General features: G+C 44.6%; 18 protein-coding genes. 10 read left to right on the top strand and 8 right to left on the bottom strand.

Going from position 1 to position 24345, the window contains the following annotated elements; genetic code table 11:
* Positions 1 to 186: 186 nt before the first annotated feature.
* The 3 genes from ACRD7P_RS11220 (at position 187) to ACRD7P_RS11210 (ending at position 7621) form a co-directional block, all read left to right on the top strand.
* Positions 187 to 504: a cupin domain-containing protein gene (locus tag ACRD7P_RS11220; RefSeq protein ID WP_430907705.1), complete on the top strand. Its 318-nt coding sequence runs from the start codon at positions 187 to 189 to the stop codon at positions 502 to 504.
* A 35-nt stretch (positions 505 to 539) separates the two neighbouring features.
* Entirely contained in the window at positions 540 to 1325 is a 786-nt protein-coding gene (locus ACRD7P_RS11215; RefSeq protein WP_430907704.1) for an SDR family oxidoreductase, read from the top strand.
* Between the two features lie 182 nt (positions 1326 to 1507).
* Positions 1508 to 7621: an alpha-2-macroglobulin family protein gene (locus ACRD7P_RS11210; RefSeq protein WP_430907703.1), complete on the top strand. Its 6114-nt coding sequence runs from the start codon at positions 1508 to 1510 to the stop codon at positions 7619 to 7621.
* 15 nt (positions 7622 to 7636) lie between these two features.
* Here the strand turns inward: ACRD7P_RS11210 and ACRD7P_RS11205 are convergent, their stop codons facing one another.
* From ACRD7P_RS11205 to ACRD7P_RS11190, 4 genes are all read right to left on the bottom strand, one after another.
* Positions 7637 to 8023 (bottom strand): hypothetical protein, encoded by a 387-nt coding sequence (locus tag ACRD7P_RS11205; RefSeq protein WP_430907702.1) that lies wholly within the window; start codon positions 8021 to 8023, stop codon positions 7637 to 7639.
* Positions 8024 to 8701: 678 nt separating this feature from the next.
* Positions 8702 to 9709: a GTPase ObgE gene (gene obgE, locus ACRD7P_RS11200; RefSeq protein ID WP_430907701.1), complete on the bottom strand. Its 1008-nt coding sequence runs from the start codon at positions 9707 to 9709 to the stop codon at positions 8702 to 8704.
* Positions 9710 to 10094: 385 nt separating this feature from the next.
* The gene (locus tag ACRD7P_RS11195; protein WP_430907700.1) at positions 10095 to 10808 is read right to left on the bottom strand and encodes an SIMPL domain-containing protein; all 714 of its coding nucleotides are present in this window, start codon (positions 10806 to 10808) and stop codon (positions 10095 to 10097) included.
* A 186-nt stretch (positions 10809 to 10994) separates the two neighbouring features.
* Positions 10995 to 12107 (bottom strand): adenylate kinase, encoded by a 1113-nt coding sequence (locus ACRD7P_RS11190; RefSeq protein ID WP_430907699.1) that lies wholly within the window; start codon positions 12105 to 12107, stop codon positions 10995 to 10997.
* A 108-nt stretch (positions 12108 to 12215) separates the two neighbouring features.
* Here ACRD7P_RS11190 and ACRD7P_RS11185 point away from each other — a divergent pair, with 108 nt between their 5' ends.
* The 7 genes from ACRD7P_RS11185 to ACRD7P_RS11155 all read left to right on the top strand — a co-directional run bounded on the left by ACRD7P_RS11185 (position 12216) and on the right by ACRD7P_RS11155 (position 18901).
* Positions 12216 to 13370, top strand: coding sequence for a 5-(carboxyamino)imidazole ribonucleotide synthase (locus ACRD7P_RS11185; protein WP_430907698.1), 1155 nt, complete (start codon positions 12216 to 12218; stop codon positions 13368 to 13370).
* Between the two features lie 75 nt (positions 13371 to 13445).
* Positions 13446 to 13937, top strand: a complete 492-nt coding sequence (purE, locus tag ACRD7P_RS11180) for a 5-(carboxyamino)imidazole ribonucleotide mutase (RefSeq protein ID WP_430907697.1) — start codon at positions 13446 to 13448, stop codon at positions 13935 to 13937.
* Positions 13938 to 13999: 62 nt separating this feature from the next.
* A complete protein-coding gene (locus ACRD7P_RS11175; protein WP_430907696.1) occupies positions 14000 to 14377 on the top strand; it encodes a DUF2200 domain-containing protein in 378 nt (125 codons plus the stop codon).
* Positions 14378 to 14894: 517 nt separating this feature from the next.
* On the top strand, positions 14895 to 16922 hold the full coding sequence (locus ACRD7P_RS11170; RefSeq protein ID WP_430907695.1) for a M3 family metallopeptidase: 2028 nt from the start codon (positions 14895 to 14897) through the stop codon (positions 16920 to 16922).
* Positions 16923 to 17179: 257 nt separating this feature from the next.
* Positions 17180 to 17398, top strand: coding sequence for a hypothetical protein (locus ACRD7P_RS11165; RefSeq protein ID WP_430907694.1), 219 nt, complete (start codon positions 17180 to 17182; stop codon positions 17396 to 17398).
* A complete protein-coding gene (locus ACRD7P_RS11160) occupies positions 17398 to 17703 on the top strand; it encodes a type II toxin-antitoxin system RelE/ParE family toxin (protein ID WP_430907693.1) in 306 nt (101 codons plus the stop codon). Before ACRD7P_RS11165 ends, ACRD7P_RS11160 begins: the two co-directional genes overlap by 1 nt.
* Before the next feature lie 187 nt (positions 17704 to 17890).
* Positions 17891 to 18901 (top strand): hypothetical protein, encoded by a 1011-nt coding sequence (locus ACRD7P_RS11155; RefSeq protein WP_430907692.1) that lies wholly within the window; start codon positions 17891 to 17893, stop codon positions 18899 to 18901.
* Positions 18902 to 18958: 57 nt separating this feature from the next.
* Here the strand turns inward: ACRD7P_RS11155 and ACRD7P_RS11150 are convergent, their stop codons facing one another.
* From ACRD7P_RS11150 to ACRD7P_RS11135, 4 genes are all read right to left on the bottom strand, one after another.
* Complete coding sequence (locus ACRD7P_RS11150) at positions 18959 to 21520, bottom strand: hypothetical protein (protein ID WP_430907691.1); 2562 nt, start codon at positions 21518 to 21520, stop codon at positions 18959 to 18961.
* 243 nt (positions 21521 to 21763) lie between these two features.
* Entirely contained in the window at positions 21764 to 22810 is a 1047-nt protein-coding gene (locus ACRD7P_RS11145) for a hypothetical protein (protein ID WP_430907690.1), read from the bottom strand.
* A gap of 6 nt (positions 22811 to 22816) precedes the next feature.
* Positions 22817 to 23722 (bottom strand): hypothetical protein, encoded by a 906-nt coding sequence (locus ACRD7P_RS11140; RefSeq protein WP_430907688.1) that lies wholly within the window; start codon positions 23720 to 23722, stop codon positions 22817 to 22819.
* A 109-nt stretch (positions 23723 to 23831) separates the two neighbouring features.
* On the bottom strand, positions 23832 to 24344 hold the full coding sequence (locus ACRD7P_RS11135) for a macro domain-containing protein (RefSeq protein WP_430907686.1): 513 nt from the start codon (positions 24342 to 24344) through the stop codon (positions 23832 to 23834).
* Position 24345 lies beyond the last annotated feature (1 nt).

Raw genomic sequence — 24345 nt, 5'->3', positions numbered from 1 at the left:
TTTGAGCTGCTTTGGATTGCTATAGGCCAAAATCCATTTAGCATTCAAAAGCCCGAACGGTACAAAACCGTTCGGGCTTTTTATTTTGGGCCAAGGTTGTGTTATCTTAGTGTACCAAAATCCTTTTTTCTCGCTGAATACCTACAAAAGGTGTACAAAAACACAAAAAAAATTTAAAAAACTGTTATGGCCATTAACATTGCGACCTTAGCTTCAAAAGAAATTATGCCCGGTTATCATGGTAAAATGATACATACGGCGACCATGACCCTCGTTTACTGGGATGTGGAAGAGGGTGCCGAGGTACCGGAGCATTCCCACAAAAATGAACAGATCATGCAGGTTTTGGAGGGTCGTTTCGAGTTTTGGGTAGCAGGGGAAAAAGCAATTTATGAAGCCGGGGACCTTGTGGTTATCAAAGCCCATCAAAAACATGGTGGTAAAGCCCTTACCCCTTGTAAGTTAATGGATGTTTTTTCTCCCACAAGGGAGGAGTATCATTAATGTGGTTGCAATACCATTTAAAAACCGAACATAAGATGCAGATTTCACTTGTTGGCAAAAACGCCCTAGTGGGCGGAAGTAGTGATGGTATAGGCAAGGCCATTGCAATACAGTTGGCCGCTAGTGGTGCCAACGTTACCTTAATGGCCAGAAATCAGGAAAAGCTAACAAAAGTGGTCGCTGCGCTACCAAAAACGGCAGGGCAGTCCCATGATTACCTGCTAGTAGATTTCAATGACCATGAGGCATACAAACGGAAGATTACCGCTTATTTTACCGAAAGATCGGTATCCATCCTGGTAAACAACACGCAAGGACCGTCCTCAGGGAGCGCTTCGGAGAAAAACGTGGAGGACTATCAAGGGGCATTCGATCTTTTGTTCAAGAATACCCTTCTCACCACAGAACTTGCCCTCAAAAATATGCGGAAGGACCAATGGGGGCGCATCATCAATGTTGCCTCGGTCAGCGTCAAGGAACCACTCCCCTACCTGGCACTGTCGAACAGCATTCGCGCGGCGGTGGTCACCTGGGCCAAAACGTTGGCAACGGACGTGGGCGTCCACCATATTACCGTAAACAGTATCCTAACGGGGTACTTTGATACACAACGCATCGCCCAACTGAATTCACAAAAAGCAAAACAATTGGGGATTCCGGTGAACGAGGTACGTTCCGACATGGAATCGAAAGTGCCCCTGAAACGCATCGGAAGTACGGAAGAGTACGGGTATTTGGTTGCATTTTTGGCTTCAGATCAAGCTGCTTATATCACCGGTACGCAAATTCCGATCGATGGCGGACTACTAAAAAGTATCTAATACCATTTTTACCTTTAAAATGGCAGAAGAAGCGGGACGTCCCTAATCCAAAAAGGAAGTTCCCTCATTTTTCATTGTATTCAGGGAGTAGCGTTATCACCTTTGTGCCTAACTTTGAACCGGTATACGTAGATCAAGATAAAATCGTTTTATTTGAAAACGTATCGTCCAATACCTTAGCAATGAAATACCTGGCACCCATAATCGCTATATTCTTATTCTCCCAAATGACAAAGGCACAAGACAAAAATACACCTTACGAATCCCTCTGGAAACAGGTAGTGCAGGCCGAAGACCAACGTCTCACCAAATCTGCACTGGAAACTGTACGAACGATCTCGAAAAAAGCCAAAAAACAAAAAAACACGGAGCAGACCGTTAAGGCGCTGTTGTACGCCTCCAAATATATGATGGTCTTGGAAGAGGATGCCCAATTACAAATTATCAACGATTTTAAAACGGAAATAGCGAACGCGGTTTTCCCTACCAAGAATATTCTGGAAAGTTACCTGGCCAATTTGTATTGGCAATATTACAAACAAAACCAGTATCGCTTTTATCAGCGTACGCAAACCGAGCGGAAAGTCGATTCCGTGGATTTTAGGACTTGGGACCTGAACACGCTCTTCCAAGAAATATCGCTCCATTTTGATCGATCACTTGAGCACCGGTCCCGTTTGCAAAAAACCAAACTTTCCGATTTTACCCTACTGTTGGAGGAAAGGGAAGATTCCAAAAAATATCGCCCTACCCTTTTCGACCTTTTGGCCCATACCGCACTTGATTTTTATAAATCTTCAGAAAACAGCATTACCCGACCTGCCGACAAGTTCGAAATAAACGATACCGATCTGCTGTGCGACGCCGGCATGTTCACCCAACGTACCATCCCGACCGATGACCGCACCTCCTTGCACGCAAAAGCACTGCGGTTGTACCAGCACCTCTTGCGGTTACACCTATCGAGCGATCAGCCGTATGCCTTGGCCGAAATCGATTTGGAACGGTTACAGTTCGTATATGCCAACGCCATTTTCGAGGGTAAGGACAATCAGTATTTAGAAGTGCTCGAAAATAGCGTCTCGGCCAATAAGGACACTCCCGGAAGCACCTTGTACCAGCATGCCATTGCGGCTTTTTATGTAGTTCAGGGCAACCAATACAACCCTAAAAGTAACGAAGGTGTTCGTTGGAAATTGAAGGAGGCCATAGAACGATGCAACACGGTCATCGAGAAGTTTCCCGACGCCAGGGGGGCGCAAATGTGCCGTGCCTTAAAATCACAGCTGTTGCGAAAAAATATGCAATTGACCTCAGAGCGTTACCTTCCTACGGAACAGACCGGAAAGCTATTGGTCAATTATAAAAACCATACGGGCCTAAAACTCTCGGCATGCAAAATAACGAAAGGGCAGCAGAAAAAATTAAATGGACTTTACCCCAACGAAAAACAATTGGCATACATCCGTGAGCTACCCGTTTCCCAACGTTGGGAAACAGCGCTTACCGACGAAAACGACTATCAAAATCATACTACGGAAATACGCATGCCTCCCCTAAAGAACGGACGCTACCTAATTTTAGCGGAACCTCTACAAAAAGATGGCACCCCGGTGGATGACGGAACCTTTGCCTTTAATACGGCCCAGGTTACGAACATCGCCCTATTGCCGACCACCGTGCAGGACGAGCATCTCTTTCAAATGGTCGATCGCAACAACGGAAAACCCTTATCGGGAGCCGGAGCTACCCTTTCGTACCAGGTAAACTACGACGGACCCTACCTAAAAAAAACAATGACCGCCGATGCCAATGGGTTTATAAGGATCCCGTTACAGTTGAGAAAGTATTGGAACAATGTGACGATTGCGGTCGCCCATGGTAAAGAAACTGCCCACTTTGGAGACTACTATATAAACGAAAAGTACGAACAATCCGAAGTAAAGGTAAACTACCATGCATTTCTTTTTACCGACCGTAGTATTTATCGCCCGGGGCAACCTTTATACTTTAAAGCGATCGCACTCCAAAAAAACGAAGCGGGCTCCAGCGCCCTTGAAAATACCGAAATTACCATCACCTTAAAGGATGTCAACTACCAAGAGGTAGCCAAACAAACGTTCCGCACCAATGCATATGGCTCGTTGGCGGGCGAGTTTATACTACCGGCAGGAGGACTTACCGGATCGTTCTCATTGGAAGCTACCGCCAAAAAATATGCAATGTTCGGGAATGCCTCCATTTCAGTAGAGGAATACAAAAGACCAAAATTTCAAACCAATTTTGAACCGGTGACCGAAACCTATCAAGTAAACGATAGCATTTCGGTATTTGGTAAAGCAATGGCCTATGCCGGCAGCAACATTACCGATGCAAAAGTAGCCTATACGGTAAAACGGGTGGTTTCTTATCCCAGATGGTATTCTTGGTTCAGACCCTATGTTTCCGGTAACGAACAAGAAATTGCCCATGGGGAGACTGTCAGCGATGCTTCCGGGCGTTACGAAGTGCGTTTTAAGGCGATACCGGATGAGCGAATTTCCAGAAAGGACCTACCGACCTTCAGTTATGAGATCACGGCCGATGTCACCGATCTCAATGGCGAAACCCATAGCGCAACCAGTGTAGTGCACGTGGGTTACCATACCCTTAACGCCAACATCTACGTACCGGGGAATATCAACAAGGACGAACCCCAAGAACTGAACATTGGCACCACCAATCTGAACGGTCAGTTCGTTCCGGCGAAAGGGACCATCAAGGTCTATAAACTAAAAGCACCGGATAATGTCCTTCGGTCGCGCCCTTGGCCTGCACCGGATTACCAAGCCTTTGACCGGGAAGCGTTCAAGACGCTGTACCCGCATGAGGCATATGGAAACGAAGATGATTCAAGTACTTGGAAAATAGGGGAAATGGTATACGAAACGGGTTTCGACACAGGAAAGAAAAAGACCCTGAACCTAGCGGATATGAAAAAATGGCGGTCCGGAAAGTACCGGATTATTTTGGAGAGCAAAGATCGGTTGGGACAAGCGGTCAAGGACATTTCGGAAACTAACTTGAGCAGTCCACAGGACCAAACCTTACCGGACAACCAACTCTTTAGCATCCGTACCGATAAGCAAAGCTATTCGGCAGGCGAAAAGGCCGTAATTACCCTGGCGAGCAGTGCGAAAGATGTTAAGGTTACCTTGTTCGTAGAAAAAGACCGTAAAATTGTCACCACCAAAATAATCACCCTCGACAATAACTCCAAGTCGATAACGGTACCCGTATTATGGGAAGATCAGGGCGGCTTTGGGGTAAGCTATAGCCTAGCTGCCTACAATGCGTTCCGAAATGGGAGTATTTCCATTTCCGTTCCCTATCCACAAACCGACCTGACCATAGAGACCACCACCTTTCGCGACAAACTAAAACCGGGAACGCACGAAACATGGTCCTTTAAGGTAAAAGGTCCGGAAGGGGAGCGTATTTCTGCGGAGTTATTGGCCGGTATGTACGACGCTTCCTTGGATGCCTTTAGGGGACATTACTGGAGTTTTGACCCCGATTATCGCCCTTCTTATTACACGAGCGTTCACACCCAAGGGTACTCGAGTTTTGGGACACAGGCTTTTCAGGCCTACAACCCGGCCAGAAACTTAATAAGCTATCAAACACAACATTTTGATACCTTCAACTGGTTCGGTTTCTATTTTGGCAACGGCAACACCTATAGGACAAGGCATTCAAGGATGATAAAAAGTGCACCGGTCGGCAGTACTATCGACGCTATGGAAATGGATGTATCGGAAGCTGAAGCGTCTCCAGCAGCAATGGAGGACAGCGCGGGGGCACCTCCACCGATAGCAGAAAAAAGAAAAGAAAATAAGGCCCCCGAAATTGAAAATAATGCTACCGAACAACAAACGACCGGTTCGGAAGAAGTCCAGGTTCGTACAAATTTGCAGGAAACGGCATTCTTTTTCCCGCAGCTGCAAACCGATAAGGACGGATCGGTCTCTTTTAATTTCAGAACGCCGGAAGCATTGACCGAATGGAAACTGCAATTGCTGGCCCACACAAAAACGATGCAGAGCGGATATACCACCTTACGAACGGTAACCCAAAAAGAACTCATGGTAGTACCCAACGCGCCCCGTTTTTTAAGAGAGGGCGATCGTATTATCGTTAGTACTAAAATCGCAAACCTTACCGATGCCGTGCTGAACGGAGAAGCTTCCCTTCAGCTTGTGGATGCCGTTTCAGGCAAGGATGTTTCCAACACATTACTGACCGACAAAGGCCTAAAAAATACCGTTAGGGGTTTTGAAGTAGATTCCGTTGGGAACACTCAAGTCTCCTGGCAACTGCGGATACCGGACGGTTTACAGGCTCTTCAATATCGTATTATCGCAAAAGCGGGAGATTTCAGTGACGGGGAACAGAACATGCTTCCGGTACTCAGCAACCGTATGCTAGTGACCGAAACCCTGCCTATGTGGGTACGCAGTAATGAAAACAGGTCCTTCGTTATGGACAAGCTCGCAAACAACAGCTCCAACACGCTTCGCAACCACCAGTTGACGTTGGAAGTCACCTCCAACCCCGCTTGGTACGCGGTACAGGCACTTCCCTATCTTATGGAATATCCGTACGAGTGTAACGAACAGACATTTTCACGATACTACGCCAACGCACTCGCTACCTATATTGCGAATAGCAATCCTAGAATACAACAAGTGTTCGAACAGTGGCGTTCGTCCGATGCGCTTTTGAGCGATCTTGAAAAAAATCAGGAAATGAAATCCCTTCTCATACAGGAGACCCCGTGGTTACGTGATGCACAATCGGAATCCGAACAGAAAAAACGTATCGGATTGTTGTTCGACCTCAATAAAATGAAGCAAGAACAGGCATCGACCCTACGGAAATTGCGCACCAACCAAAAATCGAACGGTGCCTGGGCCTGGTTCCAGGGCGGACCCGATAGCCGATACATAACCCAGCATATCGTTTCCGGAATGGGCCACTTAAAGCAGCTCATCGCATCCGATAAAGCAAGCGTTTTTGATGGTGAACAAGAACAGATGATCAAAAAGGCCATCGCTTATTTAGACAAAGAATTTGTGGCGGAATACGAATACATGAAAGCCCATACCGACGATATCGATAAGGACCATTTGACGCACAATCAAATACACTATCTGTATATGCGCAGCTTTTTTGGCTCCGTTAAGAAAAGTAAAAAAGTAAACGGTATTGTCGCCTATTATAAAGGGCAGGCACAAAAATATTGGAAAAACAAAAACCTATATGCCAAAGGTATGTTGGCCTTGGTGCTCCACCGTATGGAAGATACGGCAACAGCAAATAAAATACTCCGTTCTTTGGAAGAGAACAGTATCATTTCGGAAGAATTGGGAATGTATTGGAAGGAGAATACGGCCTCGTGGTATTGGTACCAAGCACCGATAGAAACCCAAGCGCTTTTAATTGAGGCGTTTTCAGAAATCAAACAGGACGCAGCCACCATTGACAACCTGAAGATATGGTTATTGAAAAACAAGCAAACCAAGCAATGGAAAACGACCAAGGCCACTGCGGACGCGGTGTACGCCCTTTTGTTGCAAGGTAGCGACTGGCTATCGGTTACCGATGCGGTGGAAGTGTTGGTCGGTGGCACCAAAGTAGATCCCGCAATTTTGGACGATGTAAAAGTGGCCGCAGGTACGGGTTACTTCAAAACCGCTTGGAAAGGCAATGACATCACCCCTAAAATGGCCGAGGTTAGCTTGAAGAAAAAAGGGGACGGCATCGCCTGGGGTGCCCTGTATTGGCAGTATTTTGAGGATTTGGATAAGATCACTTCCGCAGAAACCCCTTTATCGCTCCGAAAAAAGCTGTTCTTAAAAAAGAATACCGCTACCGGTGAACAATTATCGGCCATTACGGATGAAGATGAAGTTGCCGTAGGGGATCTTATCCGAGTGCGTATCGAATTAAGAGCAGATCGCAATATGGAATTCGTTCATATGAAAGATATGCGTGCCGCCGGCTTTGAGCCCGTAAACGTACTTTCAAGATATCGCTGGCAGGACGGGCTTGGCTACTATGAGAGTACCAAGGACGCCAGTACCAATTTCTTTTTCGACTATTTGCCAAAAGGTGTCTATGTTTTTGAGTATGACGTACGTGCCAACAACGCTGGTAATTTTAGTAACGGCATCACTACAATCCAAAGCATGTATGCTCCTGAGTTCAGCAGCCATAGTGAAGGGGTACGGCTACGGATCACCCCGGACAATTAAATACCATTTCTGACGTTAAAGTCCGGCCGTAAGCAGTAGTTGTAGTTTTTCAAAGTCGATCGGGTAGCGCTGGTACAAGAATAGGCCCAAGGTATAACCGGTAGCCACGCCCAATACAACGATAAGCGACAATAAAGCTTTGGAATTGTTCGATTTGAAATTGACCAAGGACAGCTGTATTCCATTTTTGTAGATGGAGTAATCCCTTCCGGAAGGCCCTGCAATATCCAATTTGGAATGGATGTCATAGGTATTCTTCCCGACTGAGAAACGATGTGGTTTTTTTACCGCCGACCTTCTCTCGGAAATCTTGTTTCCGTTAATGCTAATTATTTCTTTTCCGAAAAAAGAGTAGTGAATCTCAATTTTATGATTGTCCAAATAGTATTCCGCGCACTTCATGCAACCTGTGTATTTACGAACTTGTTTAACGTAACCTCTTGTGGGGGAACACAAGGTTTTCATATAGTTGAAGTATCGCACAAATTGTTCTCAAGAATTTGCTTTTGACACATCAGAAGTGTTAAAGAATTGCGATTGCACGAAAATATAAAAAGTAGGAAAAACCAAAAATAAAAGTTTTTAACAATCTTATTTTTCCACCGAAAAGACGTTGAAAAAAAGTAAGATCAAGCGCAAAAAATAACAATGTAAAGCAATTTTCATCAATTAAAAATTCCGGTAAAGCAAGCCTGTTAGAAAAGCAATATTTTCGTTTCCAGTAGTTTAATTTTGATATTCGCAGCGTGTTCCAAAATTTTGGTTCGCCTCATTAGGTTATTAACAATTTCACTAAAATTGTTAATAACCTAATTTTCTCATTTTCTTTGTTTTTTGTTACGAAAATTTACACCCCTAAAAAGTAGTTCATGAAGACAGCATAAAAAATCCATTATCTTTCGTTCAGGTGCTCTCAAAAGCTAGTTTTAAGGCTAAAAAAATAGCGGGGAGTATGCTGGGAATGTCTGGCAATACAGCATCGAAACTAAACGCTAGTCGGCTGCGAACAAACCATTCAAACCATTGTTCCTTTTATGTCTGTAAAGGGATATGATCAAAAAGGCGCTTACCATCGCAAAGCTACTCCTCCCGATTTAGCATGGACCATAACCGATCTTTTAAATCGGCAATTCCCTGCTGTGCTACAGCCGAAATGAATAGGAATGGGATGTCCTTAAAATCATTATCGAGCTCGGCCTTCATTTCGCTCATTAGTTCTTCGTCGAGCATGTCGCTTTTAGAAATCGCTATCAACCGGTTCTTATCCAACAGCTCGGGATTATACCTACGCAGTTCATCCAACAAGACCTCATATTCTTTACCGATATCCTTGCTATCGGCCGGAATCAGGAACAATAGTGTTGCATTGCGTTCGATATGCCTTAAAAAGTAATGCCCTAAGCCTTTTCCTTCGGCCGCACCTTCTATAATTCCCGGGATATCGGCCATAACAAAACTTTTGAAATCGCGGTATTCCACAATGCCCAAGTTTGGCTTTAAGGTGGTAAACTCGTAATCCCCGATTTTCGGTTTGGCAGAGGTGATTACCGACAATAAGGTCGATTTGCCGGCGTTGGGAAAACCCACAAGCCCCACATCGGCGAGGACCTTTAATTCCAAGATCACGGAAACCTCTTCTCCCGGAATACCGGGTTGTGCGTAGCGCGGTGTTTGGTTGGTAGGTGTTTTAAAATGCCAATTACCGCGACCGCCCATCCCACCTTCTGCAAGAATACGTTCCTCACCGTGCTCGGTTATTTCGAACAGCGTTTCCTCGGTTTCGATATCCTTGACCACCGTTCCCAAGGGTACGTCCATATAAACATCTTCACCATCGGCACCGGTACTTCTGTTTTTACTGCCATGCGCCCCATGCCCGGCCTTAAAGTGTTTTTTAAACTTAAAATTGACCAAGGTCCACAAATTTTCGTTCCCACGAATGATTACATGGCCTCCCCGTCCGCCGTCGCCACCATCAGGACCTCCTTTGGTAATGTACTTTTCCCGATGAAGGTGTATGGACCCCTTACCGCCCTTACCCGATACCGCATGTATTTTTACATAGTCAACAAAATTGCCTTCCGTCATTATCAATGGTTTTTCCCGTAGTCTGCCAACTCGGACAAATCGTTGCAAAAATAGGCAATTCGGCACGGCTAGCGATACCTTTGTTCGGTTTTGCGGGTGCATCGTTTCTTTGCTTTTTACTTGGGTGATTTTAAAGCAGAAATAGTATTAGTGCTTGAACCCATTTTAACTTGTTCGAGCGGAAAACTAGACGAAGGACCCTCATTAAAAAATCGATTTTTATCCTGTAAAAGAAGTTGGGCAAGTGAAGCCCATAGTTCCCCTTAAAAACGAAGTAATACCATTTTAACTTTGAAATAGTATAACGCTCCGTTGGGACTTCAAGAAACCGGGGCCAAAACAAGGATGATCGCTCCGTAAGAAGGAAAGAGCGACCGTAGGTTCTCTATTTTATTCGGTACGTAAGGGTTATGGATGCTTTTATCGGGATCATCCCAACGGACAACCCATCAATGGCCATGTCGTTAGCGCCATTTTGAACGATATTTTGCGACATATTGCTTCCCGAAAACCTACCAAAGCCACTGCTCAGGTTCTGGGAATACTCGGAAACGTTCGTTACCTCCCCTAATGTTATGCCCACTTCGGACGCCAAAAAAAGTGCTTTTTCCTTTGCGGCCTCCACCGCCATTTTACGGGCCAAGGTCCTGTTCTCCTTTAGCTTGGTGGTATTGAAACTGATGCCCTGTACTTTGTTGATACCGATTTTCAACAATTCGGTAAGTATTTCTTCATACTGTTCCGGTCGTTGCAAGGTTATGGAAAGTGCCTGATCGACGGTATAGTATCTTAAATCGGCAGGAGCGTCATAATTGTAGGTAGGGTTCATATGCACATAATCGGTTTGTATGTGCTTGTCCGCGATATCCTGCTCCCGGCAGTACGCCATTGCTTTTGAAATGATTTCCGCGTTTTCCGATTTTGTTTTCAGCAGGTCCTCTCCCCTACTTTCCACACCCAATTGCAATACCACCTGATCGGGGGCCACCCGTACAATGGCTTCTCCGGTAACCGAAAATTCATTTTTATAATCTTTCATTTGTTGTGAAAAAATGATGTTTACCACAAAACAGCAAATAATGGTAACGATAGGTTTCATCTGTTTAAAATTTTGCAGTTTACTGAAATGAAGAAACTAAAAATTTCTGCACATTCAGTAATTCGCATAAACTTATTTTAATCATCTCGGTAGGGTATGCTTAAAAAAGTGTATGCTCATTTCATATCTCATTGAATTTATAGGCCTACACAAAAAAAATGTATTGGAACGGCAAACAAAGGATTTTTAAAGCCCCTCGATTACTGCGCCCAAGCGTGCCGTAATCTCATCTATCTCCCCAATACCGTTCACGCTATAGAATTTATTTTGCATCTTGTAAAAATCCTTCAACGGCGCCGTTTTTTGATTGTATTCGTCAAAGCGGTTCCGAATTTTATCTTCATCTTGATCATCGGTCCTACCGCTTACTTTTCCTCTTTCCAACAACCGTTGGATCAAAATTTCGTCGTTCGCCTCAAGGGCTATGGTAGCGTTGATACCCATGTTTTTGGTTTCCAAAAAGGCATCGAGCGCTTCAGCTTGGGAAGCGGTCCGGGGAAAGCCGTCAAATATAAAACCTGCCGCATCGGGGCTTTTGTCCACTGCATCCTGTAACATTTGAATGGTAACCTCATCGGGAACCAGGTCGCCACGGTCGATATACGACTTGGCCAGCTTGCCGAGTTCAGTATCGTTCTTCATGTTATATCGAAAAAGATCGCCGGTGGAAATATGCTTTAAATTGTATTTTTCCTTTAAAAATTCGGCCTGGGTCCCTTTTCCGGCACCCGGTTTTCCGAACAAAACAAGATTGATCATATGTTGTTGGTTTAGTTGATATACTTCCCTTAAATTTCTACCCAGCTCGTTATAATCGAGTCCATAGCCCACGATAAACTTATCCGGTATCTCTATTCCGATATAGTCGATCTTGTATTCACCGGTATATGCAGCGGGCTTATAAAAGAGACTCGCTATTTTAAACTCCTTTACCTTTGTGTTGCTAAATAAGTGCACCAATTCCTTAAGGGTACGCCCCGAATCGATAATATCCTCCAAAATAATGACACTACGGCCGGCGATATTATCTTCAGGTTCCAAAAGAGTCTCCACGATTCCCGTAGAGGTCAGTCCTTGATAGGAACTTAGCTTCACAAAGGATACCTCGCAGTCATAAGGGTATGCTTTTAAAAAATCGGAAACGAACATGAACGCACCATTGAGCACTCCTACAAAAATGGGCCGTTCGTCCTGGTAGTCCAGGGCTACGGCATTGGCCATTTTGGTAACGGCGGCCAGAATTTCATTTTCCGATAAGTAGGGCACAAAAGTTTTGTCGTGCAACTGCATGGGGTGCATTTTTAGAAAATCGTAAATATAGTATTTTGATTTCTGTTTTTCGGTAGCGGGACCTTGGTTTTAAGAATTCGATGTATTTTTGTGACATTCCGTTTCAAATAAATGGCTATGAACTACTTTTCTTCCGACTTTACATTGGGCATCCTAGGGGGAGGCCAATTGGGAAAAATGCTTTTGTACGATACCCGTAAATGGGATATTCGCACCAGCGTACTCGACCCATCTTCGGAGGCCCCTTCCAAAATAGCCTGTAACGCCTTTTTTAAGGGTGACCTGATGGATTTTGATGCGGTTTATGCCTTCGGCAAAAAAGTAGACCTATTGACCATTGAAATCGAGAACGTAAACCTGGACGCCCTTGAAAAACTCGAACAGGAGGGGCTTGCAGTGTATCCGCCCACAAAAGCCCTACGGATTATACAGAACAAGGCAACACAAAAATTGTTCTATACGGACAATGCCATTCCAACGGCACCTTTCCAACGCTTTGCATATACCAGTGAAATAGCGGACAGTATTTCCAACGGGGGGCTTTCCCTACCGTTCGTATGGAAGGCGGCACAGTTCGGATATGACGGGCAAGGGGTAAAGATCGTTCGCACCTTGGCCGATTTGGAGGGGCTGCCCAACGGAGAGTGCATTGCCGAAACAATGATTCCCTTTAAAAACGAATTGGCCGTTATCGTTGCCAGAAACGCTTCCGGATCGGTGGTTACCTACCCCGTGGTAGAAATGGAGTTCCACCCGGAAGCCAACCAGGTGGAATACGTCATATGCCCCGCGCGTATCAACGCCGAAGTAGCCGAAAAGGCCCAAGCGGTGGCACTAAAGGTATCCGAAAAAATTAAGCATGTAGGGCTGCTTGCCGTTGAACTTTTTCAGACCGAAGCAGATGACATTCTGGTAAATGAAGTGGCACCCCGCCCCCATAACAGTGGTCATTACAGTATAGAGGCCAGCTACACCAACCAATTTGAACAACACCTGCGGTGCATATTGGATTTGCCGTTGGGGCGTACCGAAAGCAAGGTGGCGGGCGTAATGGTCAATTTGGTAGGTGCCGAGGGACATACGGGACCGGTAGTTTACGAACAGCTTAAAGCGGTTTTGCAAATGCCCGGGGTTACGCCCCATATTTACGGAAAAAAAGAAACCCGCCCTTTTCGGAAAATGGGCCATGTTACCATCGTAAACGATGATATGGCCGAAGCTAGAGCGGTCGCCCAAGAAGTAAAGGAAAAAATTAGGGTAATTACCAAATAGCCTGAAACCGTTGAGAAGACCGGTTGAAAGATATCAAGAAAAAATTGAACCAGAACAAGCATAATCGTTGTACCTATGAGTAAAGTAGTGGTAGTAATGGGAAGTACCAGTGACCTCCCCGTCATGCAAGAGGCCATTGATATTTTAAAAGGTTTCGATATCGAAGTCGATGTAGATATCGTTTCGGCACACCGAACGCCCGAAAAGCTGTTCGATTTCAGTAAAAATGCCCATACCAATGGGTATTCGGTCGTTATTGCCGGAGCCGGAGGTGCGGCACATTTACCGGGCATGGTAGCGGCAATGTCGCCCTTGCCGGTGATAGGGGTTCCCGTTAAAAGCAGCAACTCTATTGACGGTTGGGATTCTGTGCTGTCCATTTTACAAATGCCCGGCGGGGTACCCGTTGCCACTGTAGCGCTAAACGGAGCTAAAAATGCCGGTATTCTTGCAGCGCAGATCATCGGTAGTTCGGACAGCTGTGTGTTGGATAAGATCATTTTGTACAAGGAAGGCCTAAAGCAAAAGGTTATCGATGGTGCCAAGACAGTGGGTGGGAAGCAATGAGTATTTAGTAGTTAGTATTGAGTAGTTAGTAGTTAGTAGTGAGTACAAATAAGCTGGTGATTATGAAGGTTACAGCCGAAAAAAACGAAAAGGTCGCCAAGATGATATTTGGAACCGTTTATCCGCTTTACCTGGATAGATTGGAAAAAAACGGCAGAACAAAAGAAGAACTCGACGCGGTAATCAAATGGTTTACCGGATATGATCAAGAGGCACTACATACCCTTATTACGGAAAAACAAACGTACAGGACGTTCTTTCAAAAAGCTAAAATCCATGAGAACGCACACCTGATCAAAGGAGTCGTTTGTGGTTATCGAATTGAAGAAATAGAAGATGAATTTGCAGTATATAAACAATGTCGGCAACTGGAAAAGTTGATCGATGAATTGGCAAAAGGTCGTAAAATGGAGAAGATTTTACGCAAAGAAAAAAAGTAGAGACCGTTGCTAACATGCTAGAGCGCGAATAGCGGGGTTACTAATTCTCTGATCGATACTATTTGCAAATACCGGCAAATCGTTCTATACAGCCTTAACTGGCACATACTGTGGCTTAATGGTAAGTAGTTAGTAGTTAGTAGTTAGTAGTTAGTAGTTAGTAGTTAGTAGTTAGTAGTTAGTAGTTAGTAGTTAGTAGTTAAAATAGCGCTTTTACCGCTGTTTTGATAGCTGTGCAAAGGTTAATATTGGGTAGCTATGGTCTTCTGCGGGAACAGATTTTGTTTCTGCTTAGAACCAACGTTTACCGTTTGAATTTTAAAAACTAGACCCCTATATAGTAAAAAGGGTATAATATGCTTTTTCCACCTTGCATCAAAGTAGCCGTCGGTAGTAAGCTGTTTTATGACCCATAAAAAATTGTTGACCGCCAAGTGCGACTGCCGACTTTTTAAAGATTTATAGATACTGAAAGTAGTACGCTAAAGTGTATCCTTTCAACTAATAATTGAGACCAATGAATCCGCTTTTAGAACAATTTGATACCGCTCCGTTTTCCAAAATTAAGAACGAACATTTTAAACCGGCCTTTTTACAGGCTATGGAAGATGCGAGAGGCGAAATAAACGCCATCACCGACAACAGTGATGCCCCGACCTTTGAAAACGTAATAGAAGCACTGGAATTCTCGGGCAAACAACTAGATCGGATTTCCAGTGTGTTTTTTAACCTGAATTCGGCGGAAACGAACGAGACCATTCAGCAGATAGCGCAAGAGGTGTCCCCTTTGTTGTCCGAATTCAGCAACGACATTACGCTGAACGAACAACTTTTCAAAAAGGTAAAGGCCGTTTACGATCAAAGGCAACAGCTCTCCCTGACTACGGAGCAAGATACCTTACTGACCAAAAAGTACAAGGGTTTTAGCCGTAATGGGGCCAACCTTTCCGAAGATAAAAAGAAACGGCTACGGGAAATCGATTCCGAACTGTCCAAACTAAAACTCAAATTCGGGGAAAACATTCTGGCCGCAACCAATGGTTATGAAATGTACCTTACGAACGCCGCCGATGTGGAGGGCCTGCCCTCTGGCGAAAAGGAAGCGGCGGCCCAAAGAGCCTTGGCAAAAGGTAAAACGGAAGGTTGGCTGATCACCTTGGATTATCCCAGCTACGTACCGTTTATAAAGTACGCCAAAAACCGAAAACTCCGAAAGGAACTGTCCCTTGCCTTTGGCAGCAAGGCATTCCATAACGACGCTTTGGACAATCGCCAAAACGTTTTGGACATTGCCCGTTTGCGATTTGAGCGTGCGCAACTGTTGGGATACGAAACCCATGCCCATTTTGTATTGGAAGAACGTATGGCGGAGACTCCCGAAAAAGTACGCGCTTTTTTGAACGAGCTCTTGGAGAAGGCAAAACCTGCGGCACAAAGGGAGTTTGAACAACTGTCGGCTTTCGCAAACGAATTGGACAATATCGAAATACTCCAAAAATGGGACGGCAGTTATTATTCCGAAAAACTGAAACAGCAATTGTTTCAACTGGACGATGAGCAGCTAAAACCCTATTTTAAGCTTGAGAACGTAATTCAGGGCGTGTTTACGGTAGCCAAAAAACTGTTCGGACTACGGTTCGAACAAGTATACGATATCGACACCTACCACGAGGAAGTAAAAACCTATCGCATCTACGATGAAAATGACGCCTTTATCGCTGTTTTTTATGCCGACTTTCACCCTAGGCCCGGAAAACGGGGCGGTGCGTGGATGACCTCTTTTAAATCGCAGTACGTATCCGACGGAACCAATGTGCGGCCACATATTTCCAATGTGTGCAATTTTACCCCCTCCACTCCAAGCAAACCTTCGTTATTGACCTTTAACGAAGTAACAACCCTGTTCCATGAATTTGGTCATGGCTTACACGGCATGCTGGCCAATACCACTTATCCTAGCCTATCGGGTACATCCGTTTTTTGGGACTTTGTAGAACTGCCATCGCAGGTAATGGAAAATTGGTGTTATGAAAAAGAGGCGTTGGAACTGTTTGCCAAGCATTTTGAAACCGGGGAAACCATACCCATGGAACTTATTGAAAAAATAAAGGCCTCGGCCACTTTTCAAGAAGGCATGGCCACCCTTAGGCAGCTGAGCTTTGGCCTTTTGGATATGGCATGGCATGGCACGGACCCTAGCCGCATAGCTGATGTAAAATCCTATGAACAAGATGCGTTCACAGGAACAAACCTCTACCCCGATACACCGGAAACCTGCATGAGTACCGCCTTCGCCCATATCTTTCAAGGAGGATATTCTTCCGGGTACTACAGTTACAAATGGGCCGAGGTCTTGGATGCGGACGCATTCGCATTTTTTAAGGAACATGGCATTTTCAATAAAGCTATCGCTTCCAAATTCAAGGAGCACGTACTTTCCAAAGGGGGTACGGAAAACCCAATGGTTCTTTACAAAAGGTTTCGTGGTGCCGAACCCGATGTTTCCGCATTGCTGGAACGGGCGGGCCTTTTGGAAACCTCATAAAAAAAGTTTGGATTACGTAGATTTTAAAAAAGACTTCTGATGAAAAGAGGCAATAATGACCGATCAAACGAATTGCTAGGAGGCAAAAAAAATCTATTATTACACCTAACATTTCCACTTTAAAGTGGTATTGGTTTACGGCAAGAAACCCGCTGAATTTTATTGCCGAATTAATCATGCATTTACCGGCTGTGAGCAATACCGGAAAATCTGATGTGATAGGGAATTTTTAGTAAATTTGAGAAAAAGGAATTGCAATGGATATCAAAACTTCAAAAATAGAACTTATCAAAATAATATTGAATATCGACAATGATAAGTTCATAAAGAAAGTCACGGATTTCATAAATAATGAAAAGTCCGACTTTTGGAATGAGTTGACTAAAGCAGAACAAGCCGAAATCAAAAATGGAATTGAACAATTGGACAAAGGCAAGCGCACCAGTTACAAGGAAACTCTCAAAAGGATTTCTTGATGGAGGTCTTTATTTCCGAACTTGCCGAGAACAAACTCAAAAAACTTACCGAATACTTGTTGAAACAATGGGGTTTTAAGGTCAAAAAAGATTTTTTGACCAAATTGACCAGTAAAATCCAGCAAATCCGGTCACTACCTGAAAGTTGCCCGAAATCAAACGAATTTGGAGGAATATATAAGTGTGTCGTTACAAAACAGACGACTTTGTTCTATCGCGTCAATTTCGAGCGTAAAGAAATAGAAATAATTACGTTGTTCGACACCAGACAAGATTTGGAAAAACTCAAACAACAATTGGAATAGTTTTAAAAACCAATAGTGAATGTTTAACGAATTATACATTTTGACGTTAAAATAGATAATCGTATAAGGGACTAAAATATAGTTTCCCAACACTCTTTTCACCCTTCACAACATTTTTGGCATAACGCCATAAAATCGTTGTATTTTTCTTGATAACTACTTACGGCACAAGACTATAAAAATTGCTATGAAAAGATTATTTACCCTCAACTGTTTGCTGCTTTTATTTTCATGCAGCACCGATAACAATGGCGTTTCGGAAGACGAAGCGAATGCGGCTTATACCTTTGCCCCACTGGTCTATACCATTACGGAGCATAGTGCCGCAGGCACCGCTATCGGCACCGTATCGGTTATCGACCCGGGAATGGCCGACCTTACCTATACCATCGATACGGATCTGGATATTCTAATCGACGAAACCACTGGGGAGTTGACCGTAGGCGAGAACTTGATATTGGATTTTGAAACCGAAAACAGTCTCCAATTTTCGGTATCCGTTTTTGATGGCGCCCAAATCGTTGATGGATCGGCCACACTTAACATTACGGATGTTTTGGAATACGAGATCCTATCCGAAGAACAGCGCGCCTTTATCGATTACTACAAATACCTAACCCTTTGGCAATCCCCTACCAGTGCCCTCCAGAACCGGACAAGCCGCTGGGAAGAACCCATAAAGTTATACTTGGATGGTAACATTTCAGGACAGTTTCGGACCGGTGTCGCCACTGTACTGGAGGAGTACAATGCCATTTTTGCCGAAAGCGACTTTAACATTACGCTAGTGGAAACCTTGGAAGAATCGAACACCCACCTGTATTTTGGTAATACGGAGGACATCGAGCCCTTATGGCCCGATATGTTCGCCCTGATCGATGGAAACAGCTTTTCCGGATACGCCCTTACTTCCAAGAACAATTCGGTGTTGAGAAACAGCAGAATTTGGGTCTCTACCACCATTTCAATTCTTTTTAAACATGAACTGGGCCACGCCCTAGGTTTCGGACATTCCGATCGGTGCGAAACCGAAAACAGCTTTATGTGCTCCAATGTGGACCCTTCCCATATCTTTCTTGACGAAGAGCGCCGAATATTGGCATACGCCTATGCCAATGACATTCCGGCCGGCCTTTCGGAAGCCGAAATCGAGATGATCATCGCGAACCGATTATTGTTGGACGGGCCTTCGCTTTAAAAACTACCCTTGGAAACTTTGTCTCGACGCTCCCTATTGACCCTTGAACGGTTTGCTTCAATACAGGTTATCAGGTCGTATATAGTCTAGGCCGAAATCCAATTTAACGATATAGTTGAGTGTCGATCCGGGGCGAATTTTTTCCTCGGCCTTGAACACGACGGTATTTTCATGGTCGACTACCGTTACCGTCTGACGCTCCTCTGTTCTGTCGACTTCTACAAAAAGCGTTTTATTGTCCCGATATAGCGGGAGCAAGCGAATGGTTCCGGAAATCAGTTTATTGTTCTCCACTTTTGCTTTTGCCAATGCTTTTCCATCGTTATCGAACGAGACTACCGTACCGTGCAATTCGCCGTTTTTTGTAGTGTAGAACAAATGTTTGACCTCCGTTCCTTTCTGGAAGACCGTTGTACTCCCGAGGGTCCTATCCGTGGCAGCATAGGTCGTAATCCTTTTACCACGGTCGTCTTTGGTCTCGGACCGGATAAGGGCCCCGTTTTCATACGTTTCCTTGGTAACGTTATTGCCGTAACCGGAAACGACCACTGTACCGTCCATGGGCAACCCCATGGCGTAGACAATAGTGGTTTCAGGAATGCCCTTTTTGTCATAAAAAATGGTCTCCCCATCACGTACATCATCCACGTACCGCGCCTTTTCCTTTACTTTTTGGTTGTAATGGTAATGGTTGAAAACGCCTTGCTTTTTATCGTTGGCATAAGTACCCTCTTCCAACAGCGTCCCGTCATAGTTAAATTTTTCGTAGGGGCCGTTTCGCTTTCCCGACTTTAAGGTGAACAGGGTGCGTTTATTATGATCGTACACGGTACCTTCCCATGGTTTTCCCTCTTTGAACGTTACGTAGGCAAGCTTTTCACCTTTCTCGTTGTAGGAGGTAGCGCAACAGTCGCTATCGAATTCTTGGATAAGTACCGGATTGATCTCACCATATACCCGCTCCTCGCCATAGGTATATTTTTTTGAGCGGAGCAATACCCCTTCCTTTCGTTTCTCCATCGATTCAATGGCATCCGAATCCACGAAAAAAACATACAAGGTGCCATCTTTCTTTTTAAAATCATAGGTTCCCAGGAGATTTTCATCTTCATCATAAAACTGACCAAGAGCCTCCGAATACTTCTCAAAAGTGGTCTCGGATTGCTTTTTACCGTTGCTATAAAAACGCACTTCCTTTTGCTTGTTATATCCATCGGATTCATAGAACACGATCGTTCGGAACGTCTTCGCCGAATTCTCCCCGATTTTGCGTTCCCTAAAACTTTCCCTTTTTACCAGATTACCCTCTTTGTAGGTGCTTATGGCGGTCACCGTACCATCTTTGTAATTGGTAACGTATTGGTTTCCCGCAAAGGGTCTGGAATATCCATTCTCATACTTTAGCTGCAGCTCCCCCAATTTGTTTCCACTTTTATCAAAGTAGGTTTGCAAGGTTTTTGTTTTTCTCGTTTGCGGAATATCGGACTTCGGATAATACTGTATTTCTTCCACCAACTCCCCTTGATGGTAGGTCGACTGTCGGTCAGTACCGGTTTCGGTACCTTCATAGGGCAGGTACTTTTTGTATTGCATACGGGCCGTTTCTTTCCCCGTATCGTCGTAACTGATCTGAAGTTCCCTGATTCCCTCCACATACCTGGTCTCATTCTTCTTTTTTCCGTTTTCGTACCAAGTTTCTTCCTTTGTGATAACGCCATCACGATAGGTGCGCCCACTACTCTTTTTATCGGTTTTTTCACCGCTTTTCCCATAATAGAAGTAATATTCGGTGCCGTTGTCCTGTTTCAGGTTCTCCCCGTTTAAGGTATAGGTAATCGATGCGGTCTCATTTCCGTTTTTATCAAAAAAGGTTTTGCCCCAAACCGGTTCCGAAGTAACGGCATCACGGACCTGGCCGTTAGCATAATAACTCTCCGTAAGCAACTGTCGACCATAAGGCATGTAAAGAATTTCCTTTATGCGCATGGGACCATAGTAGTAGAACACCTCCACACCCCTAAAATTCCCGTCCGGTCCTTTGGTGCGTTCCCCGATCAGCTTGCCCGAAGCATCATAGTATTTGGAAAGGTAGCGCGGGTCCCCTTCGGCACTATAATGGACAAACCGAATACCGTTCAAGGTGTTTCCATAGGTGACCTCTTTTAGGGAGTCCCCTTTTTTTTCGACGTAGACCCTTGCCCCACGGCTTACCGTATTTCTTTTACCCGAAACTAAATATCCGTTGCCATATTCGGCCCTGAGTTTTTGCTGTCCCAAAAACGAAATGAACGTTCCGTCCAAACGATTATTACGGTAATTTCCTTCTTGAAAAAGGCTTCCATCTTCATTATACCAACGAACGGTCCCTTCCCATTCTTCTTTTGTACGGTCTTTGGACAAGGCCGTCATTTGGAGCTGACCGGACATGTAATAATCCTGAAATCGGAACAATTCCCCTTCCTTCCGTATCGGGGGACGGTAATACGCCGCACTATCCTTTTGAACGGCTTGCCAATCGGTGTTGAAATAAAGGGTGTCCTGTTGTGCAAATGATAGGTGTGCCGTTAGGAACAGTGCCAACAAAAGGCCTATCTGAAGGAATTGGTCGGTGGTTGTCATCTTATATTTTAAATGGTCCATAAATGTCACAGGTTAATTTGATCTTGACTAACGCTTTTTTAATACCATTTTTACCTTAAAATTACCTAAATAAAAATGGCATACCTTTGAAATCGCACTCATAAATCGTTTCTTTTTCAGCTCTTTCAAAGTCCAAATGGTAGGCGTTACCGTTTACACTTCTTAGGAACAAAATTACCAATGAACGGAGCGTTTCCCATCACGGAATACAGCTAAATTTCCCTACTCCTTTTGTTTGGCCCCTAAAAGCTCAAAATACTGGAGATCGTATTTATTCTGCAGTGCTTTTCCGACCTTAAAGCGCTCCGAAAACATGGAGGCATATACAGCGTCCAAGGTGATGAACGCATTGTCGGGACCTATTTTTTCCCGAATCAAATCCTTGATTTCTTCCTCGGACAACCCTTCCCGTTGAAAATAGGGCGTAAAGTTATGGGAGCGTATCTTATTATAAAAAGACATGTTGCACCGAAATACCAGTTGGGACCCATGCAACACATAGCCACGTAAGGGAAGTGTATTATTGGTTTCCGCATTTCGGAGGTAGTGGGTAGCCCCATCTCTTTTCAGCACCAACAAGGGTTCGGGTTGTGTGCTGTTGGCGGCATTGGTACCCATACCATGCCTTTCAAGGTTGGAAAGCCCATCGGCGATCCTTTGCGCAAAGGCTTGCCCATATGCCCAAGCATCAAAAACGGTGTCTTTTTCCGAAACTAAAATCGGCGGACAATATAGCGTAAACCGATAGTCATAGGCATCCTTTGGTACTTCGGTGGCCCGGGAGATGAAAACATCGGACCTCTTCTCCAAGGAATCTTTTTGTTGGAGGTAACGGGCCTTCGGCACATAAATGGATTTCAGCGTTACCGGGCGTCCATATTCCCGCAAATTTCCGACCTGGAATGTTTTGAAACTTCTCGCCAACCTGGCATGCACCAACCTATTATCCTTAAAAACCCTTATTCCGTTAGCACCGCCCCCCTCTCCGGGCAAGTAACTCAGCCAACTGACATCGGTCTTTATCTTATCTAAATTGTCCGATAATATTTGGGGATCGTCTATCAACACCGGCGGTCCGTCCTTATCGACAAGGAAGGCATAACTTCCATCGGACAGATCAAGATTTTTGAAGAACGCCTTTTCCGTTTTGGAACTACCACTATTATTAAAGGTGTCGGACACACCTTCTTTAATACTGGAAATGCAGGCCTTTACCATGACAAAAAGGAGGACTACGACCACGGAGACTATGAGCAGTGTTTTTTTCATTTCCCCTTACTTGTCCATCTGGGTCTTTATCTCCTTCAAAATAGCGATCAAATGCGCTTCGTTGCCACCGTTGCTATTGTGCCAGTATACATTCCCTTCCGCTAACGACAGCCCGTTACCGCTATTCGCCCTTTCTTTGGAGCCAAGGTAAAGCGTGTGGTTTTGATCGGCCCGTATGATCAATTCGATATACGCTTTCTTCTGTACTTCATCCTCCAAAAGTAAGCCCCGCTGATCACCGGTACCCAAATACACATCAAAACCATTAAAACGATAATGGGGATTGTGGTTATCGAAATTTCGAAACGTTTTTCTGTCCCCATTTTTAAAGATAAAATTTCGTATTCTTTTAAAATCCTTTGCCGAAAACCGTTCTTGCATGGGGATAAACCTAGCGGCCCGTAGTTGCTCGTACGCTTCCAATAAACTATACATTCCATCAAAAAGGTATTCTTTTCGTTCCATGGTAAAATGGAGGTCTTCCTCGGGGGAGAACCGAACGTACCGCTCATCCGGGCTACCTGTTTTAAGCGAATACCCATACTCCTCCAAGTGCGGATAACTCCAATTTCCTATGGAATCGGCATATATTGAAATGTTGCGCAAATCCCTCTCGTTCTTATAATCGAGGTACAGAATGGCGTTCAACTTACCATCATCTTCATAAAACGTTTTAGAGGTCATTCGTATCGGGGACAATTGGGGTACCAATTGTGTGGTGCGCATGAGGATATCCAAGGCGGTTTTGGCCCGGTCCCGATACTGTTCCAGACTATACAGGTCGTACTGGCACAAACGAATCTGTTTTGTTTGCCTATTTACATAGATTTCGGCCGATTTTGCGCCAATCGGATGGTCCTCCTGTGAGAGGAACGAAACCAATGCGAATACTAAAATTTTTATTTGTTCCATGGTATCTATCAATGAACTTATTTAGACTTTTTGGGCTAACGGTACTTTCTTTTCCGTTGTACCTATAACATTCCAACATCCTCCTGTTTCGTTCCTGCCACCTCCCCCTTTATTGTACCTCGGTTTGTTCCGAAAACAGTTTGTAATAGCTATCGTTATAACAGTGCATACCGATGCGATCGAACTGTTTGAATTTTAAGAAGGTTAGCTTCCCGACATCGACCACCAGCCGTTCTGGATATCCAAAAATGCCCGTACTCAAACTAGGGATGCCGATCGTTTTTGCCCCCAACATAACGGCTTTCTCCAAAAGATTGGTATAGAAACGTTCGAGCTGTTTCTCGGGCTCCACTTCCGACGCCATGGCCAATACCGCATAAAGCAGATCTGGCAGCTGTGGCCGTTCATTGGCAACGACAAAGGTGTCGCCCGATCGTATTATCGGATTTTCATCCCTGATCTTTCCTTGCTGTCCCAGCAGGTATCGGTGTTCCGAGATGACCATAGGTATCGCGGAATGGATACCCGAAACGGCCAAGGTCTGGTTGCAAGGGGCCACCACCAAGTCGTAACCAACGGCCGTAATCGGTACGGACCGATCTAAAACTTTTACATGTTCCATA

This window comes from Maribacter sp. 2-571 (genome assembly GCF_050589625.1).
Classification (GTDB): domain Bacteria; phylum Bacteroidota; class Bacteroidia; order Flavobacteriales; family Flavobacteriaceae; genus Pelagihabitans.
Note: the sequence above shows the minus strand (reverse complement) of the source record. Positions and strands in the feature narration are given on the sequence as shown.

Coding starts and splice junctions, on each gene's coding strand:
- ACRD7P_RS11220 (WP_430907705.1), top strand. CDS start 187: ATGGCCATTAACATTGCGACCTTAGCTTCAAAAGAAATTATGCCCGGT.
- ACRD7P_RS11215 (WP_430907704.1), top strand. CDS start 540: ATGCAGATTTCACTTGTTGGCAAAAACGCCCTAGTGGGCGGAAGTAGT.
- ACRD7P_RS11210 (WP_430907703.1), top strand. CDS start 1,508: ATGAAATACCTGGCACCCATAATCGCTATATTCTTATTCTCCCAAATG.
- ACRD7P_RS11205 (WP_430907702.1), bottom strand. CDS start 8,023: ATGAAGTGCGCGGAATACTATTTGGACAATCATAAAATTGAGATTCAC.
- obgE (WP_430907701.1), bottom strand. CDS start 9,709: ATGACGGAAGGCAATTTTGTTGACTATGTAAAAATACATGCGGTATCG.
- ACRD7P_RS11195 (WP_430907700.1), bottom strand. CDS start 10,808: ATGAAACCTATCGTTACCATTATTTGCTGTTTTGTGGTAAACATCATT.
- ACRD7P_RS11190 (WP_430907699.1), bottom strand. CDS start 12,107: ATGCACCCCATGCAGTTGCACGACAAAACTTTTGTGCCCTACTTATCG.
- ACRD7P_RS11185 (WP_430907698.1), top strand. CDS start 12,216: ATGAACTACTTTTCTTCCGACTTTACATTGGGCATCCTAGGGGGAGGC.
- purE (WP_430907697.1), top strand. CDS start 13,446: ATGAGTAAAGTAGTGGTAGTAATGGGAAGTACCAGTGACCTCCCCGTC.
- ACRD7P_RS11175 (WP_430907696.1), top strand. CDS start 14,000: ATGAAGGTTACAGCCGAAAAAAACGAAAAGGTCGCCAAGATGATATTT.
- ACRD7P_RS11170 (WP_430907695.1), top strand. CDS start 14,895: ATGAATCCGCTTTTAGAACAATTTGATACCGCTCCGTTTTCCAAAATT.
- ACRD7P_RS11165 (WP_430907694.1), top strand. CDS start 17,180: ATGGATATCAAAACTTCAAAAATAGAACTTATCAAAATAATATTGAAT.
- ACRD7P_RS11160 (WP_430907693.1), top strand. CDS start 17,398: ATGGAGGTCTTTATTTCCGAACTTGCCGAGAACAAACTCAAAAAACTT.
- ACRD7P_RS11155 (WP_430907692.1), top strand. CDS start 17,891: ATGAAAAGATTATTTACCCTCAACTGTTTGCTGCTTTTATTTTCATGC.
- ACRD7P_RS11150 (WP_430907691.1), bottom strand. CDS start 21,520: ATGACAACCACCGACCAATTCCTTCAGATAGGCCTTTTGTTGGCACTG.
- ACRD7P_RS11145 (WP_430907690.1), bottom strand. CDS start 22,810: ATGAAAAAAACACTGCTCATAGTCTCCGTGGTCGTAGTCCTCCTTTTT.
- ACRD7P_RS11140 (WP_430907688.1), bottom strand. CDS start 23,722: ATGGAACAAATAAAAATTTTAGTATTCGCATTGGTTTCGTTCCTCTCA.
- ACRD7P_RS11135 (WP_430907686.1), bottom strand. CDS start 24,344: ATGGAACATGTAAAAGTTTTAGATCGGTCCGTACCGATTACGGCCGTT.